Origin of the sequence: Oryzomonas rubra, assembly GCF_008369015.1 — a bacterium.
Taxonomy (GTDB): domain Bacteria; phylum Desulfobacterota; class Desulfuromonadia; order Geobacterales; family Pseudopelobacteraceae; genus Oryzomonas; species Oryzomonas japonica.
In genome coordinates, this window is the sequence record NZ_SRSD01000006.1 from 194,611 (window position 1) to 219,486 (window position 24,876).

General features: G+C 60.6%; 25 protein-coding genes and 1 tRNA gene. 15 read left to right on the forward strand and 11 right to left on the reverse strand.

All coding sequences use genetic code 11. The features are described 5' to 3' along the window. The first annotated feature begins 113 nt into the window (after positions 1 to 113). Positions 114 to 1,286 carry a hypothetical protein gene (locus ET418_RS11410; protein WP_149307746.1) on the forward strand — a complete coding sequence of 391 codons (1,173 nt, stop codon included), beginning with the start codon at positions 114 to 116 and terminating at the stop codon, positions 1,284 to 1,286. A gap of 87 nt (positions 1,287 to 1,373) precedes the next feature. On the opposite strand, the gene ET418_RS11415 is transcribed toward ET418_RS11410, so the two are convergent. The 6 genes from ET418_RS11415 to lexA all read right to left on the reverse strand — a co-directional run bounded on the left by ET418_RS11415 (position 1,374) and on the right by lexA (position 5,805). Continuing rightward, the gene (locus ET418_RS11415) at positions 1,374 to 1,715 is read right to left on the reverse strand and encodes a c-type cytochrome (RefSeq protein ID WP_149307747.1); all 342 of its coding nucleotides are present in this window, start codon (positions 1,713 to 1,715) and stop codon (positions 1,374 to 1,376) included. Positions 1,716 to 1,757: 42 nt separating this feature from the next. After that, positions 1,758 to 2,237, reverse strand: a complete 480-nt coding sequence (locus ET418_RS11420; protein WP_149307748.1) for a class II SORL domain-containing protein — start codon at positions 2,235 to 2,237, stop codon at positions 1,758 to 1,760. A 28-nt stretch (positions 2,238 to 2,265) separates the two neighbouring features. Continuing rightward, complete coding sequence (gene sorB, locus ET418_RS11425) at positions 2,266 to 2,577, reverse strand: SorB family sulfite dehydrogenase c-type cytochrome subunit (RefSeq protein ID WP_149307749.1); 312 nt, start codon at positions 2,575 to 2,577, stop codon at positions 2,266 to 2,268. Positions 2,578 to 2,587: 10 nt separating this feature from the next. Then, positions 2,588 to 3,778 (reverse strand): molybdopterin-dependent oxidoreductase, encoded by a 1,191-nt coding sequence (locus tag ET418_RS11430; RefSeq protein ID WP_149307750.1) that lies wholly within the window; start codon positions 3,776 to 3,778, stop codon positions 2,588 to 2,590. 149 nt (positions 3,779 to 3,927) lie between these two features. Beyond that, entirely contained in the window at positions 3,928 to 5,163 is a 1,236-nt protein-coding gene (dinB, locus tag ET418_RS11435; RefSeq protein WP_149307751.1) for a DNA polymerase IV, read from the reverse strand. A 36-nt stretch (positions 5,164 to 5,199) separates the two neighbouring features. Beyond that, positions 5,200 to 5,805: a transcriptional repressor LexA gene (gene lexA, locus ET418_RS11440; RefSeq protein ID WP_149307752.1), complete on the reverse strand. Its 606-nt coding sequence runs from the start codon at positions 5,803 to 5,805 to the stop codon at positions 5,200 to 5,202. Positions 5,806 to 5,955: 150 nt separating this feature from the next. Here lexA and ET418_RS11445 point away from each other — a divergent pair, with 150 nt between their 5' ends. Continuing rightward, entirely contained in the window at positions 5,956 to 6,252 is a 297-nt protein-coding gene (locus ET418_RS11445; protein WP_149307753.1) for an integration host factor subunit alpha, read from the forward strand. Beyond that, positions 6,249 to 7,199 (forward strand): aldo/keto reductase, encoded by a 951-nt coding sequence (locus ET418_RS11450; RefSeq protein WP_149307754.1) that lies wholly within the window; start codon positions 6,249 to 6,251, stop codon positions 7,197 to 7,199. Before ET418_RS11445 ends, ET418_RS11450 begins: the two co-directional genes overlap by 4 nt. 119 nt (positions 7,200 to 7,318) lie before the next feature. On the opposite strand, the gene ET418_RS11455 is transcribed toward ET418_RS11450, so the two are convergent. The 3 genes from ET418_RS11455 to ET418_RS11465 form a co-directional block, all read right to left on the reverse strand. Continuing rightward, positions 7,319 to 8,281: a TIM44-like domain-containing protein gene (locus ET418_RS11455; protein ID WP_149307755.1), complete on the reverse strand. Its 963-nt coding sequence runs from the start codon at positions 8,279 to 8,281 to the stop codon at positions 7,319 to 7,321. Between the two features lie 115 nt (positions 8,282 to 8,396). After that, positions 8,397 to 9,122: a M48 family metallopeptidase gene (locus tag ET418_RS11460; protein ID WP_149307756.1), complete on the reverse strand. Its 726-nt coding sequence runs from the start codon at positions 9,120 to 9,122 to the stop codon at positions 8,397 to 8,399. Then, entirely contained in the window at positions 9,119 to 9,610 is a 492-nt protein-coding gene (locus ET418_RS11465) for a hypothetical protein (protein ID WP_149307757.1), read from the reverse strand. The genes ET418_RS11460 and ET418_RS11465 overlap by 4 nt, the downstream gene beginning before the upstream one ends. Positions 9,611 to 10,002: 392 nt before the next feature. On the opposite strand from ET418_RS11465, the gene ET418_RS11470 reads away from it, so the two are divergent. The 9 genes from ET418_RS11470 to ET418_RS11510 all read left to right on the forward strand — a co-directional run bounded on the left by ET418_RS11470 (position 10,003) and on the right by ET418_RS11510 (position 18,268). Further along, the gene (locus ET418_RS11470) at positions 10,003 to 10,233 is read left to right on the forward strand and encodes a hypothetical protein (protein WP_149211975.1); all 231 of its coding nucleotides are present in this window, start codon (positions 10,003 to 10,005) and stop codon (positions 10,231 to 10,233) included. A 331-nt stretch (positions 10,234 to 10,564) separates the two neighbouring features. Then, the gene (locus tag ET418_RS11475) at positions 10,565 to 11,161 is read left to right on the forward strand and encodes an undecaprenyl-diphosphatase (RefSeq protein ID WP_149307758.1); all 597 of its coding nucleotides are present in this window, start codon (positions 10,565 to 10,567) and stop codon (positions 11,159 to 11,161) included. Positions 11,162 to 11,222: 61 nt separating this feature from the next. Next, the gene (locus tag ET418_RS11480) at positions 11,223 to 11,981 is read left to right on the forward strand and encodes a COG4705 family protein (RefSeq protein WP_149307759.1); all 759 of its coding nucleotides are present in this window, start codon (positions 11,223 to 11,225) and stop codon (positions 11,979 to 11,981) included. 18 nt (positions 11,982 to 11,999) lie between these two features. Further along, entirely contained in the window at positions 12,000 to 12,707 is a 708-nt protein-coding gene (locus ET418_RS11485; RefSeq protein WP_149307760.1) for a phosphatase PAP2 family protein, read from the forward strand. Continuing rightward, complete coding sequence (locus tag ET418_RS11490) at positions 12,707 to 13,369, forward strand: response regulator (RefSeq protein ID WP_149307761.1); 663 nt, start codon at positions 12,707 to 12,709, stop codon at positions 13,367 to 13,369. Before ET418_RS11485 ends, ET418_RS11490 begins: the two co-directional genes overlap by 1 nt. Beyond that, on the forward strand, positions 13,345 to 14,760 hold the full coding sequence (locus ET418_RS11495) for an ATP-binding protein (RefSeq protein ID WP_149307762.1): 1,416 nt from the start codon (positions 13,345 to 13,347) through the stop codon (positions 14,758 to 14,760). Before ET418_RS11490 ends, ET418_RS11495 begins: the two co-directional genes overlap by 25 nt. Before the next feature lie 126 nt (positions 14,761 to 14,886). Then, on the forward strand, positions 14,887 to 15,291 hold the full coding sequence (locus tag ET418_RS11500; RefSeq protein WP_149307763.1) for a hypothetical protein: 405 nt from the start codon (positions 14,887 to 14,889) through the stop codon (positions 15,289 to 15,291). 285 nt (positions 15,292 to 15,576) lie between these two features. Next, positions 15,577 to 17,877, forward strand: a complete 2,301-nt coding sequence (locus ET418_RS11505; RefSeq protein ID WP_149307764.1) for a sigma 54-interacting transcriptional regulator — start codon at positions 15,577 to 15,579, stop codon at positions 17,875 to 17,877. A 202-nt stretch (positions 17,878 to 18,079) separates the two neighbouring features. Then, positions 18,080 to 18,268, forward strand: a complete 189-nt coding sequence (locus ET418_RS11510; protein ID WP_149307765.1) for a ribbon-helix-helix domain-containing protein — start codon at positions 18,080 to 18,082, stop codon at positions 18,266 to 18,268. 96 nt (positions 18,269 to 18,364) lie between these two features. Here ET418_RS11510 and ET418_RS11515 read toward each other — a convergent pair whose 3' ends face one another. Both ET418_RS11515 and ET418_RS11520 read right to left on the reverse strand, forming a co-directional pair. Further along, positions 18,365 to 19,888 (reverse strand): Rne/Rng family ribonuclease, encoded by a 1,524-nt coding sequence (locus ET418_RS11515; RefSeq protein ID WP_149307766.1) that lies wholly within the window; start codon positions 19,886 to 19,888, stop codon positions 18,365 to 18,367. Positions 19,889 to 19,924: 36 nt separating this feature from the next. Continuing rightward, positions 19,925 to 22,411 carry a TIGR03960 family B12-binding radical SAM protein gene (locus tag ET418_RS11520; RefSeq protein ID WP_149307767.1) on the reverse strand — a complete coding sequence of 829 codons (2,487 nt, stop codon included), beginning with the start codon at positions 22,409 to 22,411 and terminating at the stop codon, positions 19,925 to 19,927. A gap of 134 nt (positions 22,412 to 22,545) precedes the next feature. Between ET418_RS11520 and ET418_RS11525 the strand changes: the two genes are divergently transcribed. From ET418_RS11525 to ET418_RS11535, 3 genes are all read left to right on the forward strand, one after another. Beyond that, positions 22,546 to 22,632: transfer RNA gene (locus ET418_RS11525), tRNA-Leu, on the forward strand. A 161-nt stretch (positions 22,633 to 22,793) separates the two neighbouring features. Beyond that, positions 22,794 to 24,038, forward strand: coding sequence for an HD domain-containing phosphohydrolase (locus tag ET418_RS11530; RefSeq protein ID WP_149307768.1), 1,245 nt, complete (start codon positions 22,794 to 22,796; stop codon positions 24,036 to 24,038). Positions 24,039 to 24,154: 116 nt separating this feature from the next. Continuing rightward, positions 24,155 to 24,796, forward strand: coding sequence for an OmpH/Skp family outer membrane protein (locus ET418_RS11535; protein WP_149307769.1), 642 nt, complete (start codon positions 24,155 to 24,157; stop codon positions 24,794 to 24,796). The last annotated feature ends 80 nt before the right edge of the window (positions 24,797 to 24,876 follow it).

Below are 24,876 nucleotides of genomic sequence, written 5' to 3' on the forward strand. Positions count from 1 at the left end.
TGCCCCACCATCATGGGAAAGGTTTATAATTTAATCGATGAGGGCGCGGGGTTATTTTTGAACGATGCAGAGGATGCAGAGGATGCCCCGCGTGAGGAGAGGAAGTGAGTTCCATGAAACGGCTGGCCGTGAGAATGATGATTGCGGGGTTCGCCTGCACCCTGTTGCTCGTGCCGGTAGCGGGCTACGCGGATTCGGACCAGGCGGCACGGGTAAATAGCGCGCCGCCCATAGGACAGCAGGTGGTACGGGAAGGCGATTTCGCCGTCAAGGCGGTGGCCGCTCTCGGCATGGGAACGGCGGAAAACGAAGCGGAAGCGGAGAGCCGTCTGGCCGAAATCGGCATCAGCCCCAGAAACGGCTGGATCGCCGATTATCCCATGACCCCGGATATCTGCGGAGAGATTTATAAATCGGTGCGGGACGCCGCAGACGCTGGCAAGGTCGGGCTGAGCATCGAAAGCGCACTGGAGCGCCTGGATGGTGTGATGGCCCAGGCAGGCCTGCCGGCCGCAGCCTCTTCCGAGGGAGCGGGAACGGGCGGATACTCCGGCCCCGCAAGCGCGCCCGGCGAGACGGTCATCAACAACTATTACTACAATGAAGGCCCGCCCATCGTCACCTATTATTCCCCACCCTATGACTATCTCTACCTGTACGCCTGGGTGCCGTACCCGTTCTGGGGCTACGGTTTCTGGTTCCCCGGTTACTATATCCTGAACGACTTCCACCGGGTCGCCTACGCGGGGCGCCGGGGGGTATTCGTCTCGAACCACTACCGGGATCTGGGAGGGCGGCGCTATACGCGCATCGATCCGGTGACGCGGTTCAGCGGCAGGGCGGCGGCCACCGGTGGGGCGGGGCGAAGCGGACTACCGCCAGCCGGAGCCTCCCGGGGGAGCAGGGGAGCGGGCGGCACCGGCAGCACCTGGCACCCGGCGCCCAACAGCAGATTCAGTGCGCCGGCTTCCCGCGGGGGCGGAACGTACGGCACGCCGTCATACCGCGGCCGGGGGGCGTTCAATGGGGCGGCATCGGCTTCCCGAACGGCGGTCACCCAGCAGAGAAGCGCCTATCGGGGTAGCGGCCCCTCCATCACCCCATCCCGTTCCTATCGGGGCACCAGCGTAGCCGCCGTTTCGGGCCCGGGAAACAGATTCAGCAGCACACCGATGGCCCAGAGCGGGTTCTCGGGAGAATCTTTCAGGGGAAGCGGAATGGTGGGGACAAGCTTCCGTGGCAACGGATTTTCGGGAGGCGGATTCTCCGCCAGAGGCCACCGCTAGCGTCCCGTGCGGCGGACCAACCGCACAGGACACTCACCGGAACATCGGGCAGGGGGTTTTCCCGCCAGGGGGCGGGGAGGACGGGGCCTATTTGTTGAAGGTGGCCAGGATATACTCCGCTATGGCCCGGGCATCCTCGTCCGAAAGGGTGGCCGGGTCGAACTTCAGCATGCCGGGACCGGGGTTCCTCATGAGCCTGACGATATCGTCGGGGGTGAGGATATTGTTCCGCCTCAGGTCCGCCCGGGAGAGGGTTTTTACCGGGTTGACCTCATTGCCGCCATCGGCATGGCAGGCAACGCAGTTTCGCAAAAATGCCGCTTCGCCCCTCGCGAGGGCCGTATCCCCGCAGTGGGCAGACAAGGGGGGCAGGAGTACCGCCCCCACCATCACCAACGCCGCAACAAACCACCCCCTGCCATTCTCCATCCGATAATCCCCCCGTGGTTTGCCGCTCCGGCGTTCATTCCGTCAGACAACCGATATATCCAGGCTCGACTCCCAGGTGCCGTGCAGGTTGCAGTGCTGCGACGCAACCAGGGTGACCTTTCCGGCCGGGGCCGCTTCCTTGGGGATGACGACGGTGAACGTAACCCTTGGACTCAGGAATCCCTTGGGCTGGAGGTCTATGCGACCGGCCGGCTCGTTGCCGATGGCAAGGGCGATGTATTCGATCCAATGGGCCGGCCCCATGACATGCAGTTTTTCGCCGACCGAGACCTCGACGGTAAACGGTTCCCCCGCTTTTACCGAAGCGGGTGCCGAGATGGCCGGGGCATGGGATTTTTCCAGGGGGGTCTTCTTGGCCGGGTCCTTTACCCGGTTGGTCCCCTCGAAAAGCGACTGGTCCACCTTGGTGGGGAAATAACGCTCCGCCGCCGCCAGGGTGGAACCGATGCCGGTGGCGATCGAGCCGATGGCCGTTGCCTTCAAAAATGTGCGTCTGTCCATGGGGTATTCTCCTTTCGAATGGTGCCGACTACGATCCTGTTCCGTAATAGGCGGCGATATAGTCGCTGATCACCTTGGCGCTTTCTTCGGGGATGGGAGCGCCGTAGACCTTGATCATCTTGGCTACCTCTGTCTGCCACTTTGCCTTCGGAAATTTTGGCTGGGTGGTAATATAGTCCAGGCTATGGCAGATACTGCAATAGCGGCGTACCACATACACTCCGGCCCCCTCCTTGAGGGACACGGTTGGCGGCGGGAGGGTGATGCGGTGCAGATCGGCCGCTCCGGCAGCCCCCCCGGCACAGATCGTCATCAGTATGAACAGGAGTCGTATCCTCACAATCCCCCTCCTAAACGACAATCAGGGTGTTTCGTTCGATCTTGTTCCAAAGATAGCCTGCCGGATTCCACAGGCTGTCCAACGGCTGCGATTCCCCGATGCTGTTGACGGCCCGCACCCTGACGTCATAGCTGCCCGCTTTCTGAGGCTTCATGGGGTAGTACCACTGTACCCACGAATGGCGCCCCAGGTCCTTGCCGAGGCGGGCAGGACGCCAATCCAGGCCGCCATTGACGGAAACCGAGACCTCTTTGATGCCGTAGCCCCCCGAGAAGGCGACCCCCATAAGCTCGATCGGGCGTCCGGCCTTGAGCCGGCTGCCGTCCTGTGGGTTGATGAGCAGGGAGCGGGTCGTCATGCGCGTGATCGGGATGGTCTTCGCGGGGGTAGAGCCGGGTTCGACGCAGCCGCAGGCGGTGTCGGGAATCCGATAGGCGCTTTTTTTCCAGAAGCCTTCAAACGGCTGGGCCGCCACCTCCATATCCGAGAGGGATTTTACCCAGTAGGTGGCATACCACCCGGGCACCACAAGCCGGACGGGATAACCGTTCAGCAGGGGCAATTCCCGGCCGTTCATCTCATAGGCAATCATGATTTCGTCCTCCTGCGCCTTATCCAGGGCCAGGCTTTTCGCAAAGCCCGGCACCGTGGGCAGCGGAGGGTTGTCCAGCCCCTTGAAAATCACCTCCTGCGCCCCGGCCTTGATGCCCGCACGCTTGAGGACATCCCTGAGGCGCACACCGCTCCAGGTGACGTTGCCCATGGCCCCATTCAGCCACTGCCCCCCGAAGACCGGCGGATCGAAGAAGCTCCTGCCGTTGCCGGCGCACTGTATCACGGCGGTGTATTCAATTTTCTCAAACCTCTTCAGGTCGTCCAGCGTCAGGGAAAGCGCGTTTTCCACCTCACCATGAACGACGAGGCGCCACGTGGCCAGATCGACCGATGTGGGGATATTGGCCAGATGCCAACGGACGAACAACGCCTCATTGGGGGTTATCAACTCCTTGAAGTATTTCAGTGGGGTCTCGAGTTGGGGAGGGCGGGCCGTCAGGAGCAGCAAGTCTGCCTTTTCCGGATAGGTTTCAAGCCTGCGCTCGCCGGCATACAGCACGGGGGAAAGGGTACCCGTGGCGGCCATTGCCGTGGTGACGCCAACGGCCTTCAAAAAATCTCTGCGAGTAATCCCCGGAAGGTGCATGGGGGACCTCCTTGTCTTGTCAACCGGCAGATGACAGCGACGCCGGCAGGAAAATGCAGGGGGCTGTGAACGCCACCACTATGATACCAAAGGTTGCCGGTTGCGCAACGGGCCAACCTGCCGGGGGGCGCTTTTTTTATCTCCGGCGCTTATTTCACCTCTACGTTCCTGATCCCGGCCGGCCGCCAGGCCGGGGAGATGACATGGGAGCCGCCCGATTCCCTGGCGGGGAGGAGGGTGCCGAAGGTAACTGCCAGGGAGCCGAAGCGCTGGTTGAGATCGTCCACCGCCCTGGCGGCTGCCGTCCTCTTGCGCTCGTCCTCGAACAGGTGCAACTGCTCGGACTGGTGCTTCAGGTTCGTGAGCCGCACCCCCAGCAACCTGACCGGTTGTTCCAGCTCCACGCCGTCCAGGATCGACAGGGCAGCCCGGTAGATATCGCTGCTCAGGCTGATGTAGCCGGGAAGCGTCGTCTGCTTGCCGAAACTGGTGAAAAAGTCGGCGTAGCGCACGTACAGGCCGACGGTCTTGCCGGCCACGTTGTACCTGCGCGCCCGGCTGCCGACCATGTCGGAGAGTTGCAGCAGGAAACGGAGGATATCGTCCCGCTCTTCGATGTCCCGTTCCAGGGTCATGCTGTGGCTGACCGACTTGACCTCATCCTCTTCCCCGCAGGGGATGACCGGTGAGTCGTCCCGCCCCAACCCCATCTGTTTGAGATGGGTACCGATGATCCCGAACTTCCGGGTCAGCCGGGTTTCGTCGCACCGCCCCAGTTCGCCGCAGGTATAGATGCCCATGAGGTTGAGGTGGCGCCGCATCTTCTTGCCGATGCCGCACAGGGCACCGATGGGCAGACGCTCCATGACCCTCGGTACGTCCGCCGGGACGATGGTCGTCAACCCGTCCGGCTTGTGCATGTCGCTGGCCAGCTTGGCGAGCAGCTTGTTGGGGGCGATGCCGACGGAGCAGGTGATGCCGAGGTCCTCCCGGATGCGGGCCTTGATCTGACGGCCGATGTTCTCACCGGTGCCGAAGATCGAAAGGGAGTGGGTCACATCCATGAAGGCCTCGTCGATGGAGAACACCTCGACCTCGGGGGTATAATCCTGCATCATCCCCATGATCCGACGGGAGGTTTCGGTGTACTTCCGGTTGTTGCCGGTGACGACGATCAACTCCGGGCAGCAGCGCTTCGCCTCCCACACCGCCATGCCGGTCTTCACGCCGCAGGCCCGGGCCTCGTAGGAAGAGGTGGTCACGACCGTGCGGTGACCGGCGCCGGTGACGGCAATCGGCTTGCCCCGCAGGTCGGCGTTGGCCTCCTGTTCCACCGAGGCGAAGAAGGCATCCATATCGATATGGAGAATGGTTCTTGGTTTCATGGTTGTGTACCGGGAATGCTCCGAGGCGGCCAAAGGTTATCCCATGCGGCGGTAGATGCCGATGACCTTGCCGACGATGCTCACCTCTCCGTCACCGGGGCGGAGGATGATGGCCTTCATGTTGGGGTTGGCCGGCTGGAGGCGGATGCAGTCATGCTCGCGGTAAAACCATTTCAGGGTGGCCTCGCCGTCCACCATGGCCACCACGGTGTCCCGGTTCTCCGCTATGGGCTGGGGGTGTACCAGCGCCAGGTCGCCGTCGAAGATGCCGGCCGTAATCATGGAATCGCCGCTGACCCGGAGGAAAAAGCAGCCGGCACCCTTGATCTCGTTTCGATCAACGGCAAAATAACCCTGGATATCCTCGATGGCGGGGGACAGGTTGCCGGCCCGCACCGTTCCGACAATGGGAAGCGACTGCGTCCCGCCCGTGAATCCGGCCAGGGCGATACCCCGGGAGCCTTCATCCCGCCTGAGGCACCCCTTCCGTTCCAGGGCGGCCAGGTGCTTGGCCACGGGCAGCGTCCCGCTGACCCCCAGGTGGCGGGCGATCTCCCGCTGGGTGGGCGGGTAGCCGCTACCGTCGATGTGTGAAGCAATAAAATCCAATACTTGCCGCTGGCGGCCGGTCAGTTCCTCCATGGCACCCCCTTATGGTATTCATATGAATACCATAAGCGATGGCAAAGCGGATGTCAAGTTTGCCCGGTTGCGAAATTTTTTTCGCCGGGCTTGCGATAACTGAGTCATTTAGTGTATGTTTCTGAATTATTACTCAGATGAGAGGCAAACATGACCAAAGCAGACATCGTGGAGAACGTATCCAGAACGTGCGGATTCGCCAAAAAGGAATCCTACGATCTGGTTGAATCGGTTTTCAGTATCGTCAAGGCTACCCTGGAAACCGGTCAGGAGGTCAAGATCTCGGGCTTCGGCAAGTTTGAGGTCAAGCAGAAGAATGCCCGGCGCGGCCGGAACCCCCAGACCGGAGAATCGATCATACTCGACCCCCGGAGGGTGCTCACCTTCAAGCCGAGCAACCTGCTGCGAGCGGCGATCAACGGCGATACGGAGCAGGAGCCGGCGTGAAACGGGTACAACTCGGCGCCACCGGCATCGGCATCTTTCCGCTCATCTACGGCACCCTCCCCCTGGGGCCCCTCCAGGCCGGCATTACCCCCCGCGAGGGAGGCAGGCTCATCCGCCATGCCCTTGAGCAGGGAGTCACCATGCTCGACACGGCCGCCCTCTACGGGACCTATCCCCATGTCCGGGAAGGGCTGGACGGCTGGCGGGGCGAGGTGACCATCGCGACCAAGACCCATGCCGCCGACGCAGCCACCGCCCGCGCACATGTGGAACAGGCCCTGCGGGAACTGGGCAGGGAACGGCTCGATATCGTGCATATCCACGGCGCCCGGGTGGCCGACCCCTTCACGGAACGGGCCGAGGTGCTGGAAGCGCTCCTCACCATGAAGCAGGAGGGGAAGATCGCCCATGTGGGATTCTCCTCCCACTATATCGAGGCCTTCCGCAAGGCCGTTTCCCACCCGGAGTTCGAGGTGGTCCACCCCCTGATCAACAAGAACGGCATGGGCATCCTGGATGGAACCGCCGCAGAGATGGCCTTGGCCATCGCCGCCTGCGCCCGTTCCGGCCAGGGGGTCTATGCCATGAAGGCGCTGGCGGGGGGCAACCTGATCGCCGAGGCGCGCCAAAGCATGGCCTTCGTGGCTGGCCTGGAAGGCATCCACGGGGTCGCCGTCGGCATGCTTTCCGAACAGGAGATCGACGCCAACGTCGCCTTCTTCGAGCGCGAGGCGATGGATGAGGCGGTCTGGCAAGGGCTGGAAAGCCGGCGCCGCAAGCTGTTGATCATGGAGCAGTTCTGCAAGGGATGCGGCAAATGCATCGAAATCTGCGGCAGCAAGGCGCTGTCGCTGGTGGGGGGCAAGGCGGTGGTGGACGAGGCGGCCTGCGTGCTGTGCGGCTACTGCGGTTCCGGCTGCCCCGAGTTCTTCATCCGGGTGGTCTGAACGAGGCCCTGAATCCGTGAAGGCCTCCCGGATTCAGGAACACCATAGCCACAAACAGAACGGCCCGACCAGTACATTGACTGGCCGGGCCGTTCCCGTTCGCGACTTCCCAAATAAAATTATTTCTGGTTAATCCCCGAAAGCTGCCACGGGTTGTTGCCCACCGGCCGGGTAAAGGTCCAGAACTCCTCGAATTTCACCGGATCGGTCTTGCTCCCCTCCACCACCTGGCCGCTCGCGTCGTCGGTCGTGTAGTCCAGCAGGTTGGCGTAGATCAGGGCCGTGATATAGTCCTGGCCCGACTCCTGCCACGCCTCGCTGACCTCCACGTTGCGCACGGCGATATTCTCCAGCCGGTTCACCCTGTGCTCGCGCAGCAGCCGGTCGATATCCTCCTGGAAGATGCGCCGCATATCCGGGGTCAATAACGGGGTCACACTGCTGAGGTCCCTGTTCATCCAGGCGCCCTGGATCTTGAAAAAGATATCCATGACCCCGTCCGCGAAGCGTTGTTCATCGAAACCGGGGTCCATCTGCCTGATGTGGGAGAGGCCCGCCGCAAGGTCGCCGGCGATATCGGCGTAGGCCGGCTGGATGGGCCGGGGCGCCTCGGGCTCGGAGTACCCTCCCATGGCAGAGGGGCTCTGGTAGGGGGCGGCCTCATTACGCCTTCCTTTGACGATCCGGTAGACCAGGTAAATGATCCCGGCGATCAGGATGATCTCGAACAGCCCGATCCCGCCGCCAAAGCCTCCTCCCATCCCGCCGCCGAAACCGAGGCTGCGGAACAGCATACCGCCCAGCAGGCCGCCCGCAAGACCGCCGGCCATGCTGTGCAGGAAACCGCCGCCGGCAGGCTGGGGAGCCTGGTAGGGCGACGGCGAGAACGGCTGGGGCGCAGCCTGCTGGCTGGGGCGGGGCTGCGAAGAGGGCGACACCGGCTGGGAATAGCTGCGCGACCCGCGGCTGCCGAAGGATTTGCCGCCGCCGGCGCGGGCCTCTGCGTCGACGGTGACGAGGGTTGTGCCTGCCAGCATGGCCACCAGGCTGAAAACCACCACCAACAGATATCTATTTTTCATCGTGGCTCCTTTTAACCGAGGTATTCTTTGCAGAAAGAGTAATCACTGCTGTGCCATATGTCAATGCAGGCGGCGTGCTCCCCGGTATACGAAGGCTGCGCGGCGGCGGGCAGCGCTACCTGATGCCGTTGAGTTGCTTGCGCAGCCCGGCGTGGTCCGGCACGTAACGCTCGACCAGGTTCCAGAAGCCGGGTCCGTGGTGCCGCGCCCTGATATGGCACAACTCGTGGATGATCACGTAGTCGAGACACGCCGGAGGGGCTTTGATGAGGTGGAGGTTGAGGGCTATGCGGCCGGTGCGGTACGAATAGCTCCCCCAGCGGCTTTTCATGGAGCGGATCACGATGGAGGGAAGGGGAAGGTCTTCCTCCCCCATCCTCCGGTGGCACTCGATTGCCCGTTCCCGAAAGATCCCCGCCGCCTGATCGCGGTACCATGCGTCGATGAGCAGGCGCGTGGCCCGAGGGTCCAATTCGCCCGGGGCGGCAACCACCAACGCGTCCCCCCTGAGCGCCACCGCTTCCGCCGTGCCCCGCTCCAGGCTTAATCCATACCCCCGCCCCTGGAACCAGAAGGTCGCGCCGTTGTCGTATGTTTGGTGAGGCTTGGGCGGCGTGCTGTCGAACTCCCGCCATACCTTGGCGATCCACACGGCCCGCCGGGAGACGAAGTCCCGTATCTCCCCGAGGGAGGTGCGTACCGGAACCCTGACGATCACCGACTTGTCCGGCCTGACCGTCATGCCCAGGGTCCTGCGCCGGGCATGGCAGTACTGGAACGGGATCACCATGCCATGGCATTCGATGGAGTCGAGGCGAAGTTGAACTTTGGAAACGGTCACGATCTCCCCTGCCTGATCCAGCCGACCAGGCTGCCCATGGCGTAGAGCCCCCCCATGGGTACGGCCCAGGCGACAAAGAGCCAGCCCGACAACTTCAGGCGTCTCGATGTCAGGGTTTCCACGGCCTGGCGGTATTCCCTTTCTATCCTGTCAAAGCCCCTATCACCCTCCCGGCCGATCCGGTAGGTCTTGCGGACCTGGGCGATCCATGGGCCATATCCCCGGGTGCGGGCCATTTCGAATATCTTCTCGGGGGAATCCCCCACAAAGGCGAGACCGTCGTACCGGCGCACCTCTTCCGTAACGGCGAACACCATGGCCTTGTCCACCTGCCGGCGCTCCGGCATGAGCAGCCAACCGGTGGCGACAAGCATGAGCAGATACGCGCCCCCCGTCACCAGCCAGAGGCGCTGCCAACTCTTCAGGTCGCAGCACCGTTGCGCACGGCTCCAGATGCCGGACCGGTCTTTGCGGAGCGTAACATTCATGGCAGTTTCCGGCATTGCCGGCGGTCCTTTCCGAGGTTGCCCATTGGGATGTATGGTACGCCAGAGGCGCCCTCCGGTCAAGGTGATGGGCGTCTGAGCCTTTGCCCCGCAACCGGGTGGCACGACATCCGCACCTGCCCTTGAAAGGAGCTTGCCTGAAGGACAGGGCGGCAAAAGCGGAAAGCACCATCCTTAAATTATATAGCGCTTATATACATAAAATGGCTTATTTGGGGCGACCAATACCCCATATCGGGCACAAAAAATCCACGCCTCAAAAACAAAAAAATACAACCCGCTGATTATTCATAATTTTCACACATTGACCACAATTGGCACCACTTATGCTTTTTTCTTTCGCAGGTTTTTAAATTTCTTCGGAGGTAGTACAAATGAAAAAAGTTCTCTCCACCATCGTTGCCGCTATCGTAGCCCTGTCCTTCTCGGCTGTTGTTTTCGCTGCTGACGCTGCTGCTCCTGCTGCTGACGCCGCTGCTCCGGCTGCTGAAAAAAAAGAAGTGAAGAAACCGGCTAAGAAAGCAAAAAAAGCAAAGAAAGCAAAAAAAGCTGAGAAAAAAGAAGCCGCTCCTGCTGCTGACGCTGCTGCTCCGGCTGCCAAGTAATTCCCTTTCCTCTTGAAGGAAAACAAAAAAAGGCCGCATACATCACTGTATGCGGCCTTTTGCGTTCCAGCCCCAGATCCGTCCCACACACAGGACATCACCAGTATCCATCGCTTCAAACCATCAGCCCGTGCAGCCCCAACCGGTTTCGCCAAAAAATTCCCCAGCTAATCATCAGCTAAGTTTCCCCCTATAGAGTTCTATCATACGACATCGCCGCAACGATGCCCCAAGGAAAAAACAGTCTGAATCGCAGGAAAAAGATTGAGCCATCTTAGAAAGCAGAGGAAATCACCGGCCGGGAACCCCCATCTCCCGCCGCGAAATTGCCATGGAAAAATTTAACGAAGCACTGTTTTTGACGATCAACGCCCCGGCGCACCCCCAGGCATTGCTACTGGCCTTGGCGCGTGGGCTGGCCGAGTGGAGTATCTGGCTGATACCGCTGTTCCTGGCACTCGGCTGGCTCCGCGGGGATGGACGACAGCGCAGGCTGATGCTGGAGGCGGCGGCATCGGGTGGAGCCGGGCTGCTGATCAATCAGGGGATCGGCCTCCTCTGGCAGCATCCGCGCCCCTTTATGATCGGCCTGGGGCACACCTTTCTCGCCCATGCCCCGGACTCATCCTTCCCCAGCGATCATGCGACCCTGATCTGGGCGGTGGCCTTCAGCCTGCTGTTGCACGAACGCACCCGGGCAGCAGGCCTTGCCCTCGCGTTGTTGGGGCTGCCGGTGGCCTGGGCGCGGATCTACCTGGGAGTGCATTTCCCGTTGGACATGGCAGGCGCAGCCATGGTAGCACTGGTCGCTGCCCGGTTGGCCCTGTACCAGAGACGACACCTTATCGGGCGGTTCTACCGGCCCGTCCTGGCATTTTATCGCTTGGTGGCCACGCCGCTGATCCGGCGTGGCTGGATATTGAAGTAACGTCATACGTAAAAAGCTTCGGAAAACTCGCATGAAATCACCGCACGGAGAAAGATCAAGCATGAACAGCACCGTTAAAGAGAACGTAAGCAAGGTTCCAGAGGTGGTACTCGTCTTCTGGATCATCAAAATCGCCGCCACCACCCTTGGTGAAACCGGCGGCGACGCAGTATCCATGTCCATGAACCTGGGCTATCTTGTTGGGACGGCACTCTTCGCCGTACTTTTTGCCGTCGCCGTCACCGCCCAGGTCTCGGCCAAGCGCTATCACCCGCTTTTGTATTGGACGACCATCATCGCAACGACTACGGTAGGTACTACGCTGGCCGATTTTTTCGACCGTTCCCTGGGTATTGGCTATGCCGGGGGCGCATCGATTCTGTTTGTCCTACTCGTGGCTTCCCTATCCACCTGGTATCGCACCATGGGGTCCGTCTCCATCGATACGGTACGGACAAAAAAGGCAGAGATATTTTACTGGGTGACGATCATGTTTTCCCAGACCCTCGGCACCGCGCTTGGGGACTGGACCGCTGATACGGCAGGGTTTGGCTACGCGAAAGGCGTCGTTGTGTTCACCATGCTGCTGGTGGCTGTTGTTGCCGCATATTACTGGACACGCATATCCCGTACGACGCTTTTCTGGACGGCATTCATCCTCACGCGCCCGCTTGGGGCGGTGGTAGGCGACCTGCTCGACAAACCGCACAGCTCCGGAGGGCTGGCGCTCAGCCGTTACTCGGCATCGGCGGTGCTTCTTACGTTAATACTGATAAGCCTGTACAGTTTTCCGCAAATGGCCGCACAGAAACACCACTGATTGAGAACAGGAGACTCTATGCAGGCGAACACATGGCGCGAGGCGTTGCTCGTACTGGTATTTCTGACGGTAGCCACGGCCATAATTGCCGCTACCGGGGCAGATCTGGTGGTCTCGTCCCATTTCTACCAGTCCGGCGGGTGGCCGGTCGGGGAGCGGTTCCCCTGGAAACTGCTCTATCGCCTGGACCGGTACCCGGCACTCGCCATAGCGCTCTTTGGCCTGTGTGCCGCCTGCTACGGCAACTCGAAATCTTCCTGGCGCCCGTGGCGCCGTCAAGGAATTTTTCTGGTCCTGCTCCTGGCCCTGGGGCCTGGGGTGCTGGTAAATGCCGTTTTCAAGGACCACTGGGGCCGGCCACGGCCCCGTGAGATCGTGCAATTCGGCGGTTCCAAGCAGTTTCTCCACCCCTGGCAGCCGGGCATCGACGGCCAGGGGCGCTCCTTCCCCTGCGGCCACGGTTCGGCGGCGTTCTACCTGGCTGCGCCGTTCTTCATCTATCGCCGCACCAAGCCTGCGCTTGCCGGGAGGTGGCTGGCGGGCGGCCTTGTCTTCGGCCTGCTCATGAGCTATGCCCGCATAGCCCAGGGAGGGCATTTCCTAAGCGACATCATCTGGGCCTGGGGGATGGTCTATCTGACGGCGTTGGCGCTGTCGGCCCTGCTGTTGCCGCGCAGGGCCGATGTGGTATATTTGAGGAATCACGGTGAATTACAGGAGATCTGATGCGGGTGCTACTGGTTGAAGACGACCGGATGATCGGTGAAGCGACGATGCAGGCGTTGAAGGATGCCGCCTATGCCGTGGACTGGGTGCGGGACGGTGACCAGGCTTTGGATGCCGTCGAGACCGGCGAGTACGACGTGATGCTCCTTGACCTGGGGCTGCCCAAAGAGGACGGCTTGGTGGTTCTGGAGCGGATGCGCAGCCGTGGCGACGCAACCGCCGTGCTGATCGTTACGGCTCGGGACGGCTTGGATGACCGAATCAGGGGGTTGGATCTGGGGGCGGATGACTATCTGGTCAAGCCGTTCGCCGCGGGGGAGTTGCTGGCCCGCATGCGGGCCGTTGCCCGGCGCAAGGGGGGGCAGGTTGCGGTGCTGTTAACCAACGGTGCTCTGTGCCTCGATCCGGTGACCAAGGAGGCCGGCTTCGGCGAGCGGCGCTGCCGCCTGTCCGCCCGGGAGTTCGCCCTATTGCAGGCGCTGTTGGTACGGCCCGGCGCCATCCTGTCGCGCCAGGATCTGGAAACCCGCATCTATGGTTGGAACGAGGAGGTCGAGAGCAATGCCGTCGAGTTTCTGATCCACTCCGTGCGCAAGAAACTCGGCAGTGAAGCGATCAGAAACGTGAGGGGGTTGGGATGGATGGTGGATCGGCACCCATGAATACCTCCCTGCATCGACAACTTTCCGGCTGGATTGCCCTGGTAACGATCATCAGCGGCATAGCCGCCGGCGGATGTTCCTTTTTTTTGGCCTTTCGGGAGGCCCAGGAGCTGCAGGATGACCAGCTCCAACAGGTGGCGCTGCTGGTCGGGCGTTCCGACAAGACCGTGGAACCATGGGCCGGAATAACCAAGGCAGAGGAACGGCACGACCCCGATGCGCGGATCATCATCATCCCCCTGGGGACGCCGGTACCGGCGAGGCAGACCACCCAGATCACGCGGCCCATGATTCCGCCCGACCTCCCGGAAGGACTCCAGACCATCAACGGTCAGGGCGAAACCTGGCGGTTGTTTGTTCGTACCCTGCCGTCGGGCTTGAGGATTGCGGTGGGGCAGCCGACGGCCGTTCGCAACGAGACCGCCCGGGGCAGCGGCCTGCGTACCCTGGTGCCGGTGTTGCTGCTGGTGCCCTTCCTGAGCCTGTTGACCGCCTGGCTCGTCCGGCGCTCGCTCGCACCGGTCGCCAGCCTTTCCCGGCAGTTGGACCAACGGGACGACACCAATCTGACAACGCTCCCCGAAGGCGGCGTTCCCAAGGAGATCAGGCCATTTGTAACGTCCATCAACGGCCTGATGCAGCGGCTCGACGATACGCTCGCACAACAACGCCGTTTCATCGCCGATGCCGCCCACGAGTTGCGCTCGCCTTTGACAGCCCTGACCTTGCAGGCGGAAAACCTGGAGCGGAGCGACCAGCCCCAGGAGCGCGGGGAGCGCCTCCGGCACCTCAAGGAAGGTCTGGCCCGTACCCGCTCGCTGCTGGATCAATTACTCTCTCTGGCGCGGCAACAATCCAGTGCCGTTCCCGCGGTCGAATTTCGTCTGGACCGCCTTGTCCAGCAGGTGCTCGAGGATGTGATGCCGCTGGCCGCGGCCAAGGGGATCGACCTGGGTTGTGAACGCCTTGAGGAGGTAGTCGTGAATGCCCCTGCCGATGCGCTGGCCATCCTGATGCGTAACGCCGTCGATAATGCCGTCCGCTATACCCCGGCCGGCGGGATCGTGGATGTGGAACTGTACCGCGAGGAAGGCCGGGTGGTCTTTCAGGTGGCCGACAACGGCCGGGGGATTCCGTCCGACGAGGAGAAGAGGATCTTTGAACCGTTTTACCGGGTCATTGGCACCGATGAAACCGGCAGCGGCCTGGGACTGGCCATCGTGCGCAGTATTGCCGACCGGTTGGGCGGGACCGTCACGCTTCGTAACCGGGAAGGTGCCGCAGGAGCCCTGTTTCGTTATCTATTTCCGCCCGGTAGACGCCGCTTGAGAGGGGCCCCCTCACGGATTCAGGATTCTTTCCGTCAACCTCAAAATGTGCACACTCCCTAAGTCTCACCTAAGTCTTCACCTCTATCGTCACCTCACAGGGCATTGCTGCGCCGATCACGTCGTGGTCGACACCATGAAATGCGCAGCTTTTGCGACCAGAATCACGGGAAAAAGGAGAGTGGCTCTATGGACATCAATGGGATTTCAGGGAACGTCGTATCACCGCAAACACAAGGTACAGCTTTGACGCCCGCAGCATCCGCCGCACCCGCTGCTTCGACACCGGAGCCGTCACAACCACAACACGATACCGTTGAACTCACCGGTACGGCTCTTGCGAAATCATTGAAACTGGCCGGGCAGAGCCCGGCACAAATCGCCCTGAAGATGGGCGTGGATGTGAAAACGGTAGACAGCTACCTGAATATCAAAGCAACAACGGCCACACCGGCACCGCAAGCAAGCCCGGCCCCACAGACCCAACAGGTGGCACAGACTACTGCGGCGGCGCCCCAAACGTTCAGCCCGGCAGAAGAAGCGACGGAATCGGCAGCCCAAAAAGCGGCAGAAACGGCTCAGGGCAAAAAGTAATATCTGCAGCCCCACCTTCCGGCGAAACCACATGGCCGCCCACTGCCCGAATTCGGCAATGAGCGGCTTCTTTATTGCCCCCACCCGGGAATGACATCCCACTGGCCGGTCCAAGAACCATGGCAATAGTGGCCATGATGTACGGCTGTCCCAAACGGCCACATCATGGTTCCGGTAACAACGGCCATGTAAAAAAACTACCACCACTGTGTCACTCCTTGCACACTTTCCGTTTTCAGTATATTATTCCACAATATCACTCCACAAAATGCAAGGGACACCGCCATGGAACCGATCATCACCTTCAAGGAGCGTTGCCGGCTCTGCTACTCGTGCGTACGCAGCTGCCCGGTAAAGGCCATCAAGGTTGACAACGGATTTGCCCAAATCATGTATAACCGCTGCATCGGCTGCGGCAACTGCCTGAGTTGCCCGCAACAGGCAAAGGCCGTGGTGGACAGAATGGGACAGACCCAAGAACTGCTGACATCGGGCGCGCCCGTTGTGGCCGTGCTGGGGTGTTCCTTCCCGGCATTCTTCCACGCCATCACCCCCGGACAGTTGGTGGCCGCCTTGAAAAATCTCGGTTTCTGCGAGGTGCATGAGGGGGCCTACGGCGCCCGCATGATTGCCGACGCGTACAAAGAGGTGCTGCGACAGACCGAGATCCCCCTGGTCTCCTCCCACTGCCCTGCGGTGGTCAGCCTGATCGAACGCCATTACCCCAAGCTGATCCCGAACCTGGCGGGGGTCGTTTCACCCATGATCGCCATGGGGCGTTTCATCAAGGGCATCCTCGGCAAGGATACCAAGGTCATCTATATCAGCACCTGCATTGCCGGCAAATTCGAGGTACAGGCGGCGGAATCGTCCAGCGCCATCGACGTGGTCCTCACCTACCAGGAGATCGACAAATTCTTCAAGGGCCGCGGCATCAACCCAGCGTCCCTGGCGGAAGCGCCCTTCGATGGTCTTGACCCGGATAACGCACGCATATTCACCCTTACCGGCGGCCCGCTCAAGGTGTTCGAGGTTGAACCGGATTTCCTGGATACGGAGATCATCTCCGCCGAGGGCGAAAATCACGCCATCGACATCATCCGCGATCTTGCCGCCGGGCGGATCACTCCATCCTTTGTGGATTTACGACTCTGTGACGGCGGCTGCGTCGATGGCCCCGCCCGCGATCAGACCCTGAATCATTTTTACAAGCGCAAACTGATCGTCAATTACAACGACAGCACGCTCCCCTACAAAACGGCGCCACACTACCGCTCCACGACATCCATACCCGACCTGATGCGCCCCTACTCGAACAAATCATGCCGGCTGCCGAGTCCGGGCAAAGACGACATCAAACGCATCCTGCACTCCACCAACAAGTTTACGCAAAGCGACGAGCTCAATTGCCGCGCCTGCGGCTATAACACCTGCCGGGAACATGCCGTGGCCGTTTTTCAGGGATTGGCGGACATCGAGATGTGCCTCCCCCACAATTTGCAGCAGGTTGAGGACGACCGGGGTCGGTTGATGCAGAAGTACGAGTTGATCCGGCGCGAACTGGACCGACAGTTGGGCGACGACCCGATTGTGGGGAACGACAGCAAGATTCAGGAGGTGTTGGAACTGATCCGCCAAGTGGGGCCGACGCCGACCACGGTCCTCATCAGGGGCGAGACCGGCACCGGCAAGGAGTTGACGGCCCGGGCCATCCACCGCCTGAGCCTGCGCAACGACAAACCGCTGGTCACGGTCAACTGCACGACCATTACCGACTCCCTGCTGGAGAGTGAGCTGTTCGGTCACAAGAAAGGGGCATTCACCGGCGCCATCGGCGACAAGAAAGGGCTCTTCGAGGCCGCCAATGGCGGCACCATCTTCCTGGACGAGATCGGGGATATCACCCCCAAGCTGCAGGCGGAGCTTTTGCGGGTTCTCGACCTGGGCGAGGTGCGGCCGGTGGGGGGGGCGGCGCCCAAAAAGGTTGATGTGCGCCTGATTGCCGCCACCAACAAGAACCTGGAACAGGGCGTGAGCGAAGGGTGGTTCCGCGAAGACCTCTACTACCGCCTGAACGTCTTCAATATTCATCTGCCGCCGCTGCGCAACCGGCAGGACTCCATCCCGAGCCTGGCCGAGCATTTCCTCGACAAGGCCCGCAAAAAACTGAACAAGAACATTGCCGGGATCGAGGACCGGGCCGTCAAGGCCATGCAGCACTACCCCTGGCCCGGCAATATCCGCGAGATGCAGAACGTTATCGAGCGCTCCTCGGTCCTCACCAAAGGCACGATCATCAGGCTGGAGAACCTTCCCACCATCTTTGCCGACACCTACGAACGGTGCAGCAACGGAGAGGTCAACCGCCGCCATGCCTCGTTCAAAGCCGAACGGGAGCTGCACATCAGCCGCACCGAAAAAAACCTGATCCAGCGCTATCTCGAAGAAACCGGCGGCAACGTGGCCAAGGCGGCCCGGCTGGCCAATATCCCCCGCCGGACCTTTTACCGCCTCTTGGAAAAACACGGTCTTGAAATCGTACAGCGGGTGCGGACCAAGTCAGCGGAACAGGAGGCCCCGGAATAGTGTATACTTTTGACCACGCGTGCGCCAGATTGTGCACACTTTTTCCCTAAGCCAAGAACGAATGGCGTACCCCCAATTATCAACATACCGTTTTTATTACTTAATTTTATGTATACTCCGTTTTGGCATAGATATGGCAGTAGAGTGAGCACTTACTTAAGCGTGCCATATCACACCACATAAAAAAACGGAGGAACCAAACATGGGCAGAATGAGAGAAAATCCGCGTTACAACGTAATTTCGATGCGTATCAGCGACGAAGAGCGTGAGCACCTGGAAAACCTGATGAGCAAGACCAAAAAGAGCGTATCCGATATCATGCGCGAGGCCATGGAATACTTCTCGGCCCAACATGACCAGCAGACGAACCTGGAGCAGAAGGCCGCCTAAGACCTCATTCTACAGGCATACGGGACACACGCAAAAGGCGTGGGTAGTTATACCTACCCACGCCTTTTGTTTCGCAACCACTGGCCACAGAGCCGTTCAGTTTATCAGGATCTCGAACTGTTCCTGGTGAAAGCCGGGCTTGGCCCGCACGGTAATGCGCTTCTTGAAGCGCTTTTCCAACTCCTCCAGCCCCCGCCGCTCCTCATCGTAGAGCAGGTCCGCCACTTGGGGATGGACCGACACCGTGGCCTTGGTCCCCTTGATATCCAGCATCTCACGGCGCAACTCCCGAAAAATCTCATGACATACCGTAATCTTCGACTTGATGTAACCGCGCCCCTCGCAGTACGGGCACGGCTCGCACATCATCCGGCCGATGCTTTCCCGGACACGCTTGCGGGTCATCTCCACCAGGCCCAGTTCTGAAATTTTGAGAATGTTGCTCTTCGACTTGTCCCCCTTGAGGGCCTCCTCCAGCGCGGTGAAGACCTTGTCCCGGTTGACCTCTTTCTCCATGTCGATAAAATCGATGATGATGATGCCGCCGATATTGCGCAGCCGCAACTGATACGAAATTTCCTTGACCGCCTCCAGATTGGTCTTGAGGATGGTGTCCTCGAGATTATGCTTGCCCACGAAGCGCCCGGTATTCACATCCACGGCGGTGAGCGCCTCGGTCTGCTCGATGATGATATAGCCGCCGCTCTTCAGCCAGACCTTTCTGCCCAGCGCCCGGCTGATCTCCACCTCCAGACCGAAATGGTCAAAGATCGGCTCCTCGTCATCGTAGAGCTCGATGGAATACTTCATCTTGGGCATGAAGGTGGAGATGAACTGGACAATCCGGTCAAAATCCGGCTTCGAGTCCACAATGATCCGGTCCACCTGCTCGGTGACGATGTCGCGCACCACCTTCTGGACCACGTCCAGGTCGGAATGGACCAACGAAGGGGCCGCAGCCTTTTCCCGGCGCTTGGCGATCTCGCCCCACAGCGTGGAAAGGTACTGCATGTCCGACAGCAGATCCTCTTCGCTTTTCCCCTCCGAGACCGTCCTGACGATATACCCCGAACCGCTCTGCTTGAGGCGGTCGACGATTTCACGCAAACGCTCCCGCTCGGCCTCGTCCTCGATACGGCGGGAAATGCCCACATGGTCCACCGTCGGCATGTACACCAGATGGCGGCCCGGCAGGGAGATGTGGGAGGTGATGCGCGCGCCCTTGGTGCCGATCGGCTCCTTGGAAATCTGGACCAGCAGCTCCTGTCCCTCCTGAAGCAGCTCTTCAATAGGGTGCAACGGCTTGTAATCGGGATGGGCGGATTCCGATTGCTCGACGTTGGGCTCATGCTCCTTCTTGCCCTCGTCCAGAAGCGACTCATACTCCTCAATGGCGTCAAAGACATCCGCCACGTACAAAAATGCCGCCTTCTCCAGGCCGATGTCCACGAAGGCGGCCTGCATGCCGGGCAACACCCTGATGACCCGCCCTTTGTAGATGTTGCCGACAATCCCTCTTTCGCGGCTGCGCTCGATATAAAGCTCGGCAATGGTGCCGTTTTCAATCAGCGCGATACGCGTCTCGTGGGAGGCGGCGTTGATAACCAGTTCTGCTCCCATACAATTTGTCTCCGTCTATATAAAATGCATTCAAAATCAGTCACGTGGCGATGGCGCGGCAAAAACGACATCGAGCTTTTCAACCCGCAGGTCATCCATGGCGAGCGCATCGTTGCCGGTAATGGCGCGGACATACTCCACCGGCTTGCCCCTGCCGGCAACCAGGTCCAGCGAGTCGGGCCCGGCAACGAGCGATACGGTTTCCGACCGCAGATCAATAGTTTGACGTTCGCCCTTTTTAATCCGCTGAATGACGAAATCACTGTGCGCCAAAAACTGCTCACATTTTTGAGGCAGATCGTCACAGGGCGCATTATTAAAGGTTATACGATAATGGGTGGCGATCATCTGGGTCGAAAGAGATGGTGATTTCACGTCCACCTGTTCCGCCTCCAGAATCCGCAGCCCCTCGGGCAGGACGTTGTTCAGCCTGCGCTGCACCTCAGCCGCTTCGCAGCCGGCCGCCACAACCATATCCATGTATTCCGCCCTGGATTCTATACCAACCGAGGTGGCGGTGGCAAAGGAGAATTTGGGATGGGGGTGGAAACCTTGGGAAAAAAGGATCGGCACCCCTGCCCGGCTGACGGCGCGCGTGAAGACCGTAATCAACTCAAGATGGCTCAGAAAACGCATGGCACCGGTTTTCGCAAAGCGCAGCCGGATACGTGCCGGCAACGGCTCGACCAGCGCCGCGGGAGCCGGCGCCGGCACGGCCTCATGGGGCGAGAGCCGCGGTTCCACGACGCTGAAGTCGCAGACGCCGCAGGCGCTGCACCGGCCGTGGCGGCAATCCTCGGTCGCCAACTCCGCGAAGGCGCGCTCCCGCTCCGCCAGCAAAAACTCCCGCGTAACGCCGCAGTCGAGATGGTCCCACGGCAGGACTTCGTCCAGGGCCCGCCGGCGCAAGTACCATTCGGGCTCGATGCCGCAGTCGGCGAAGGCTTGCCGCCAGCGTTCCGGTGAGAAGTGCTCCCCCCAGCCGTCAAAACGGCAGCCCAGTTCTACCGCCCGCACCAGCACCGGTGCCAGCCGCCGGTCGCCCCGGGCAAAGACCCCCTCCATGAATGAAAGCGGGGCGTCCTGCCACTTGAAATTGAGCTTGCGCCGCTTCAATTCGCCGCGCAACAGACCCTGCCGCTCCCTGATCTCGTCCTGGGAGATCTGCGGTTCCCACTGGAAAGGCGTATGTGCCTTGGGAACGAAACTGCTGACCGACACGTTGACCTCGCCCGAAACACCCGACCCTTTGGCCTGGTCCTTGACCCGGCGCGCCAGGGCGGGGATTTCCAGCACATCATCCAGGGTCTCCCCCGGCAGGCCGATCATAAAGTAGAGTTTGATGAGCCGCCACCCGGCCCCATAGACGTTGGCCGCCCCCTCCAGGAGGTCCGCCTCGGTGATGCCCTTGTTGATCACCCCGCGCATCCGCTCGCTGCCCGCCTCCGGGGCCAGGGTGAACCCGGTCTTGCGCACCTTCTTTATCTCGGCGATCAACCCTTCGGTGAGGGTCCCGACCCTGAGCGACGGCAGGGAAACCGCCACCCGGTCATGGGCATAGCGCTCCATCAGCCCGGTCAAAAGCGGAGCAATACAGGAATAGTCCCCCGAAGAGAGCGACAGGAGCGACACCTCGTCATAGCCGGTGGCCTCCAGGGACTTTTCCACCAGATCGAAGATGGTTCCGGGCGAACGCTCGCGCACCGGCCGATAGATATAGCCAGCCTGGCAGAAACGGCAGCCGCGGGTGCAACCGCGGGCGATCTCCACCGCCACCCGGTCATGGATGGTCTTCATGAAGGGGACGACCGGCGCAGCGGGATAGGGTGCCGTGTCAAGGTTCGCGAGAAAACGGCGACGCACACGCCCCACGCCGGGCTTGAGCGGGACAATCTCCGCGATGCTCCCGTCCGGGTGGTAGCGGGGTTCAAAATACGAGGGGACGTATACCCCCTCGATGGCGGCCAGACGCTCCAGGAGCGCCGCCTTTCCCAGGCCTGCACGCTTTGCCAGACGCGCAGCCTCGGCGATCTCCAGCACCGCCTCTTCACCGTCGCCCAGCAGGAAGGCGTCGAAGAACGGGGCCAGCGGCTCAGGGTTATAGGCGCACGGGCCGCCGGCGATGACCAACGGGAAAACGTCATGGCGCTCGTCGGCCAAAAGCGGTATGCCGGCCAGGCGCAGCATAGTGAGGATATTGGTATAGGAGAGTTCATACTGTAGGGTAAAACCGATGATATCGCAGGCCGCCAGCGGGGTAGCGCTTTCCAGGGTCGTCAGGAGGGAGCCTGCGGCCTCCATCTGGGACTCCATATCCGGCCATGGGGCATAGACGCGCTCCGCCGCAATCCCGTCAACGGCATTGAGAACATGATACAGGATCCGCAGCCCCAGGTGGCTCATGCCGACTTCATAGACGTCCGGGAAGGCTAGGGCAAAACGCAGTTCGGCCTCATCCTTGCGAATGGAGCCCATCTCTCCCCCCATGTAACGGGCGGGCTTTTCAACGGCAAGGAGGTTCATAAATGGAAGGCAATCCTTAAGAATGTGATGGTAAGGCAAGGGACTGTAACAAATCGGAAGGGATGATGGCAAGGGAAATAGCCATTTTTTTCTTGCATCGGCCTGTCATTAATGGTAAAGAAAAGATTCTCGTTGCCGAAGTGGCGGAATTGGTAGACGCGCCAGATTCAGGTTCTGGTTCTCGCAAGGGAGTGCTGGTTCGATTCCAGTCTTCGGCACCATTTAAGGAATTAAGGCTTTGCAGACTTCTGCAAAGCCTTTTCCATTTTCAAACAGCACCCACGCAGGCAGGGCGGCCTTCCGAAACCCGGCGCCACGACCAACCACGTGATGGTTTCTCACCGACAAACAACGCGGGTATTCGATCCGCAAGGGAAGTAATATGAAGATAATGGTATGGGATCTCATCGAATCGGTTTCAAATGCCCTGGACATGATCAACAGCAACCTGTCCGAGCACCATGGCAAGGTCGCCTATATCTCCATGCGGATCGGCACCATGCTCGGCATGAGCAACAACGACATCGAGAGGATGATCTATGCCGCACTGCTCCACGACTGCGGCGTCTTCACCGGCGACGAGGCGAACTCGATCACGCACTTTGAATTCGACACAACGGCGAACAACCATGCCGAGATCGGCTCGAAACTCCTCAAGGGCCTTACGTTCATCGATATCTCCGAAATAGTCCGATTCCACCACACCTCCTGGAAGCATGGCGAGGGGGCCGGCACCGGGGACGGCCGCGCCATACCGTTCACCAGCCATATCATCCACCTGGCAGATCGCGTAGCAACCCTTTCCGCGGTCAACAACAACATCCTCTTGCACTCCCATGACATTTTGGAGACCGTCGAAGAGCATGCCGATGCCGTGTTCCATCCCGATATCGTGGCCGCATTCCATGAACTGGCCCAAAGGGATTCGTTTTGGCTCGACATGAACAGCAACGACGTCAAATATTTGGTCAACAGTTCGATCCGCTCTTCTTCCATCGATATCGGCATCGACGAACTCTACGAATTTTCCCGCCTCATCTCCAACATCATCGACTATAAGTGCCGGTTTACGGCGACCCACTCCATCGGCGTCGCCCGGGTGGCACAGGCTGTCAGCCGTAAAATAGGCTTCAGCAGCGCCGAAGGGACCCTTTTCGAAATTGCCGGACACCTGCACGACCTCGGCAAGCTTTCCGTCCCGGCCGAGATCCTCTACAAGCCGTCGAGCCTGAACAGGGAGGAAATGGCGGTCATGCGGTCCCACTCCTACATAACCTTCGCGGCGCTCAGAAAGGTGCGGGGCATGGAAAACGTCGTCAAGTGGGCTTGCGAACACCACGAGAAGCTGGACGGCAGCGGGTACCCCTTCAGACGCACGGACAGCGAACTCTCCCTGGGGTCCCGGGTCATGGCGGTCGCCGATATCTTTACGGCCCTCTCCGAGGACAGGCCCTATCGCAAGGGGATGTGCAAGCGCGACACCATCAGCACCCTGAACAGCCTCACCGGCACCCACCTGGACCCCTATGTCACCTCGACGCTGGTCTCCGCCTATGACGAGATCAACGACATCAGGGCCCTGTATCAGAAAAATGCGTTCGACATCTACATGGAGGTCCTCAACTAGAGCCCCCAGGACCGCGCCCGGCGCCGCCCTGCTGCGGGAAATTGTGTTGCCTCACGACGCCAATCCTTTTATGCTGTAGCGGTAGCATCATTCCCCAAAAACGAAATGGAGTTGTTATGATCACCCTAGTGAAAACGCTTCTCGTCGCTGCCCTTGTCACAAGCCTCCCCGGCCTGGCAGCCGCTTCCGATCCGGCTCCGGCAGCCGGCACAAAGCCTGCCGCAGCAGCATCTGCCCCCACCGCCCCCGCGGCGGCCGCGCCGGAGAAGAAAACCTCCGAGGCCGCCCCGATCCGCCAGACGACCAAGCTCGGCACCGTTGACCTGGCCCGTGTCGGCGACGAAACCGAACGGGGCAAGGCGGTTCAAACCAAACTCCAGGCAAAGAAGGACAAGCTCCAGACCAGGGTCGACGGCAAGCGGAAGCAGTTGGACAAACTGCGCGCCAGCATCCAGGCCAAGCTCCCCACTCTCTCCCCGGCCCAACGTGCCGCCAGGGAAAAGGAATTCCAGAAAAAGGTGGAAGAGTTCCAGAAGTTCGGCAGACAATTGGAAGAGGAGTTGTCCTCCCTGCAGGAAAAGGAAACCAAGGCGCTGTACGATGAAACCGAGCGGGCGGCCGCGGCCTACGGTAAGGCCAACGGCTTTGCCATTATCATCATCAAAAAGCAACTGCTCTATGTCGGCAGCGACGTGGACGCTCAGGACGTGACCGACGCCCTGATCAAGACGATGGACGAGGCGGACAAAAAGAAATAGCCTTCCCGCGGCACACGAAACGAAAAGGGGGCGGCATCGCATGATGCCGCCCCCTTTCGTTGTGCTGCCCAGCCCCGTTA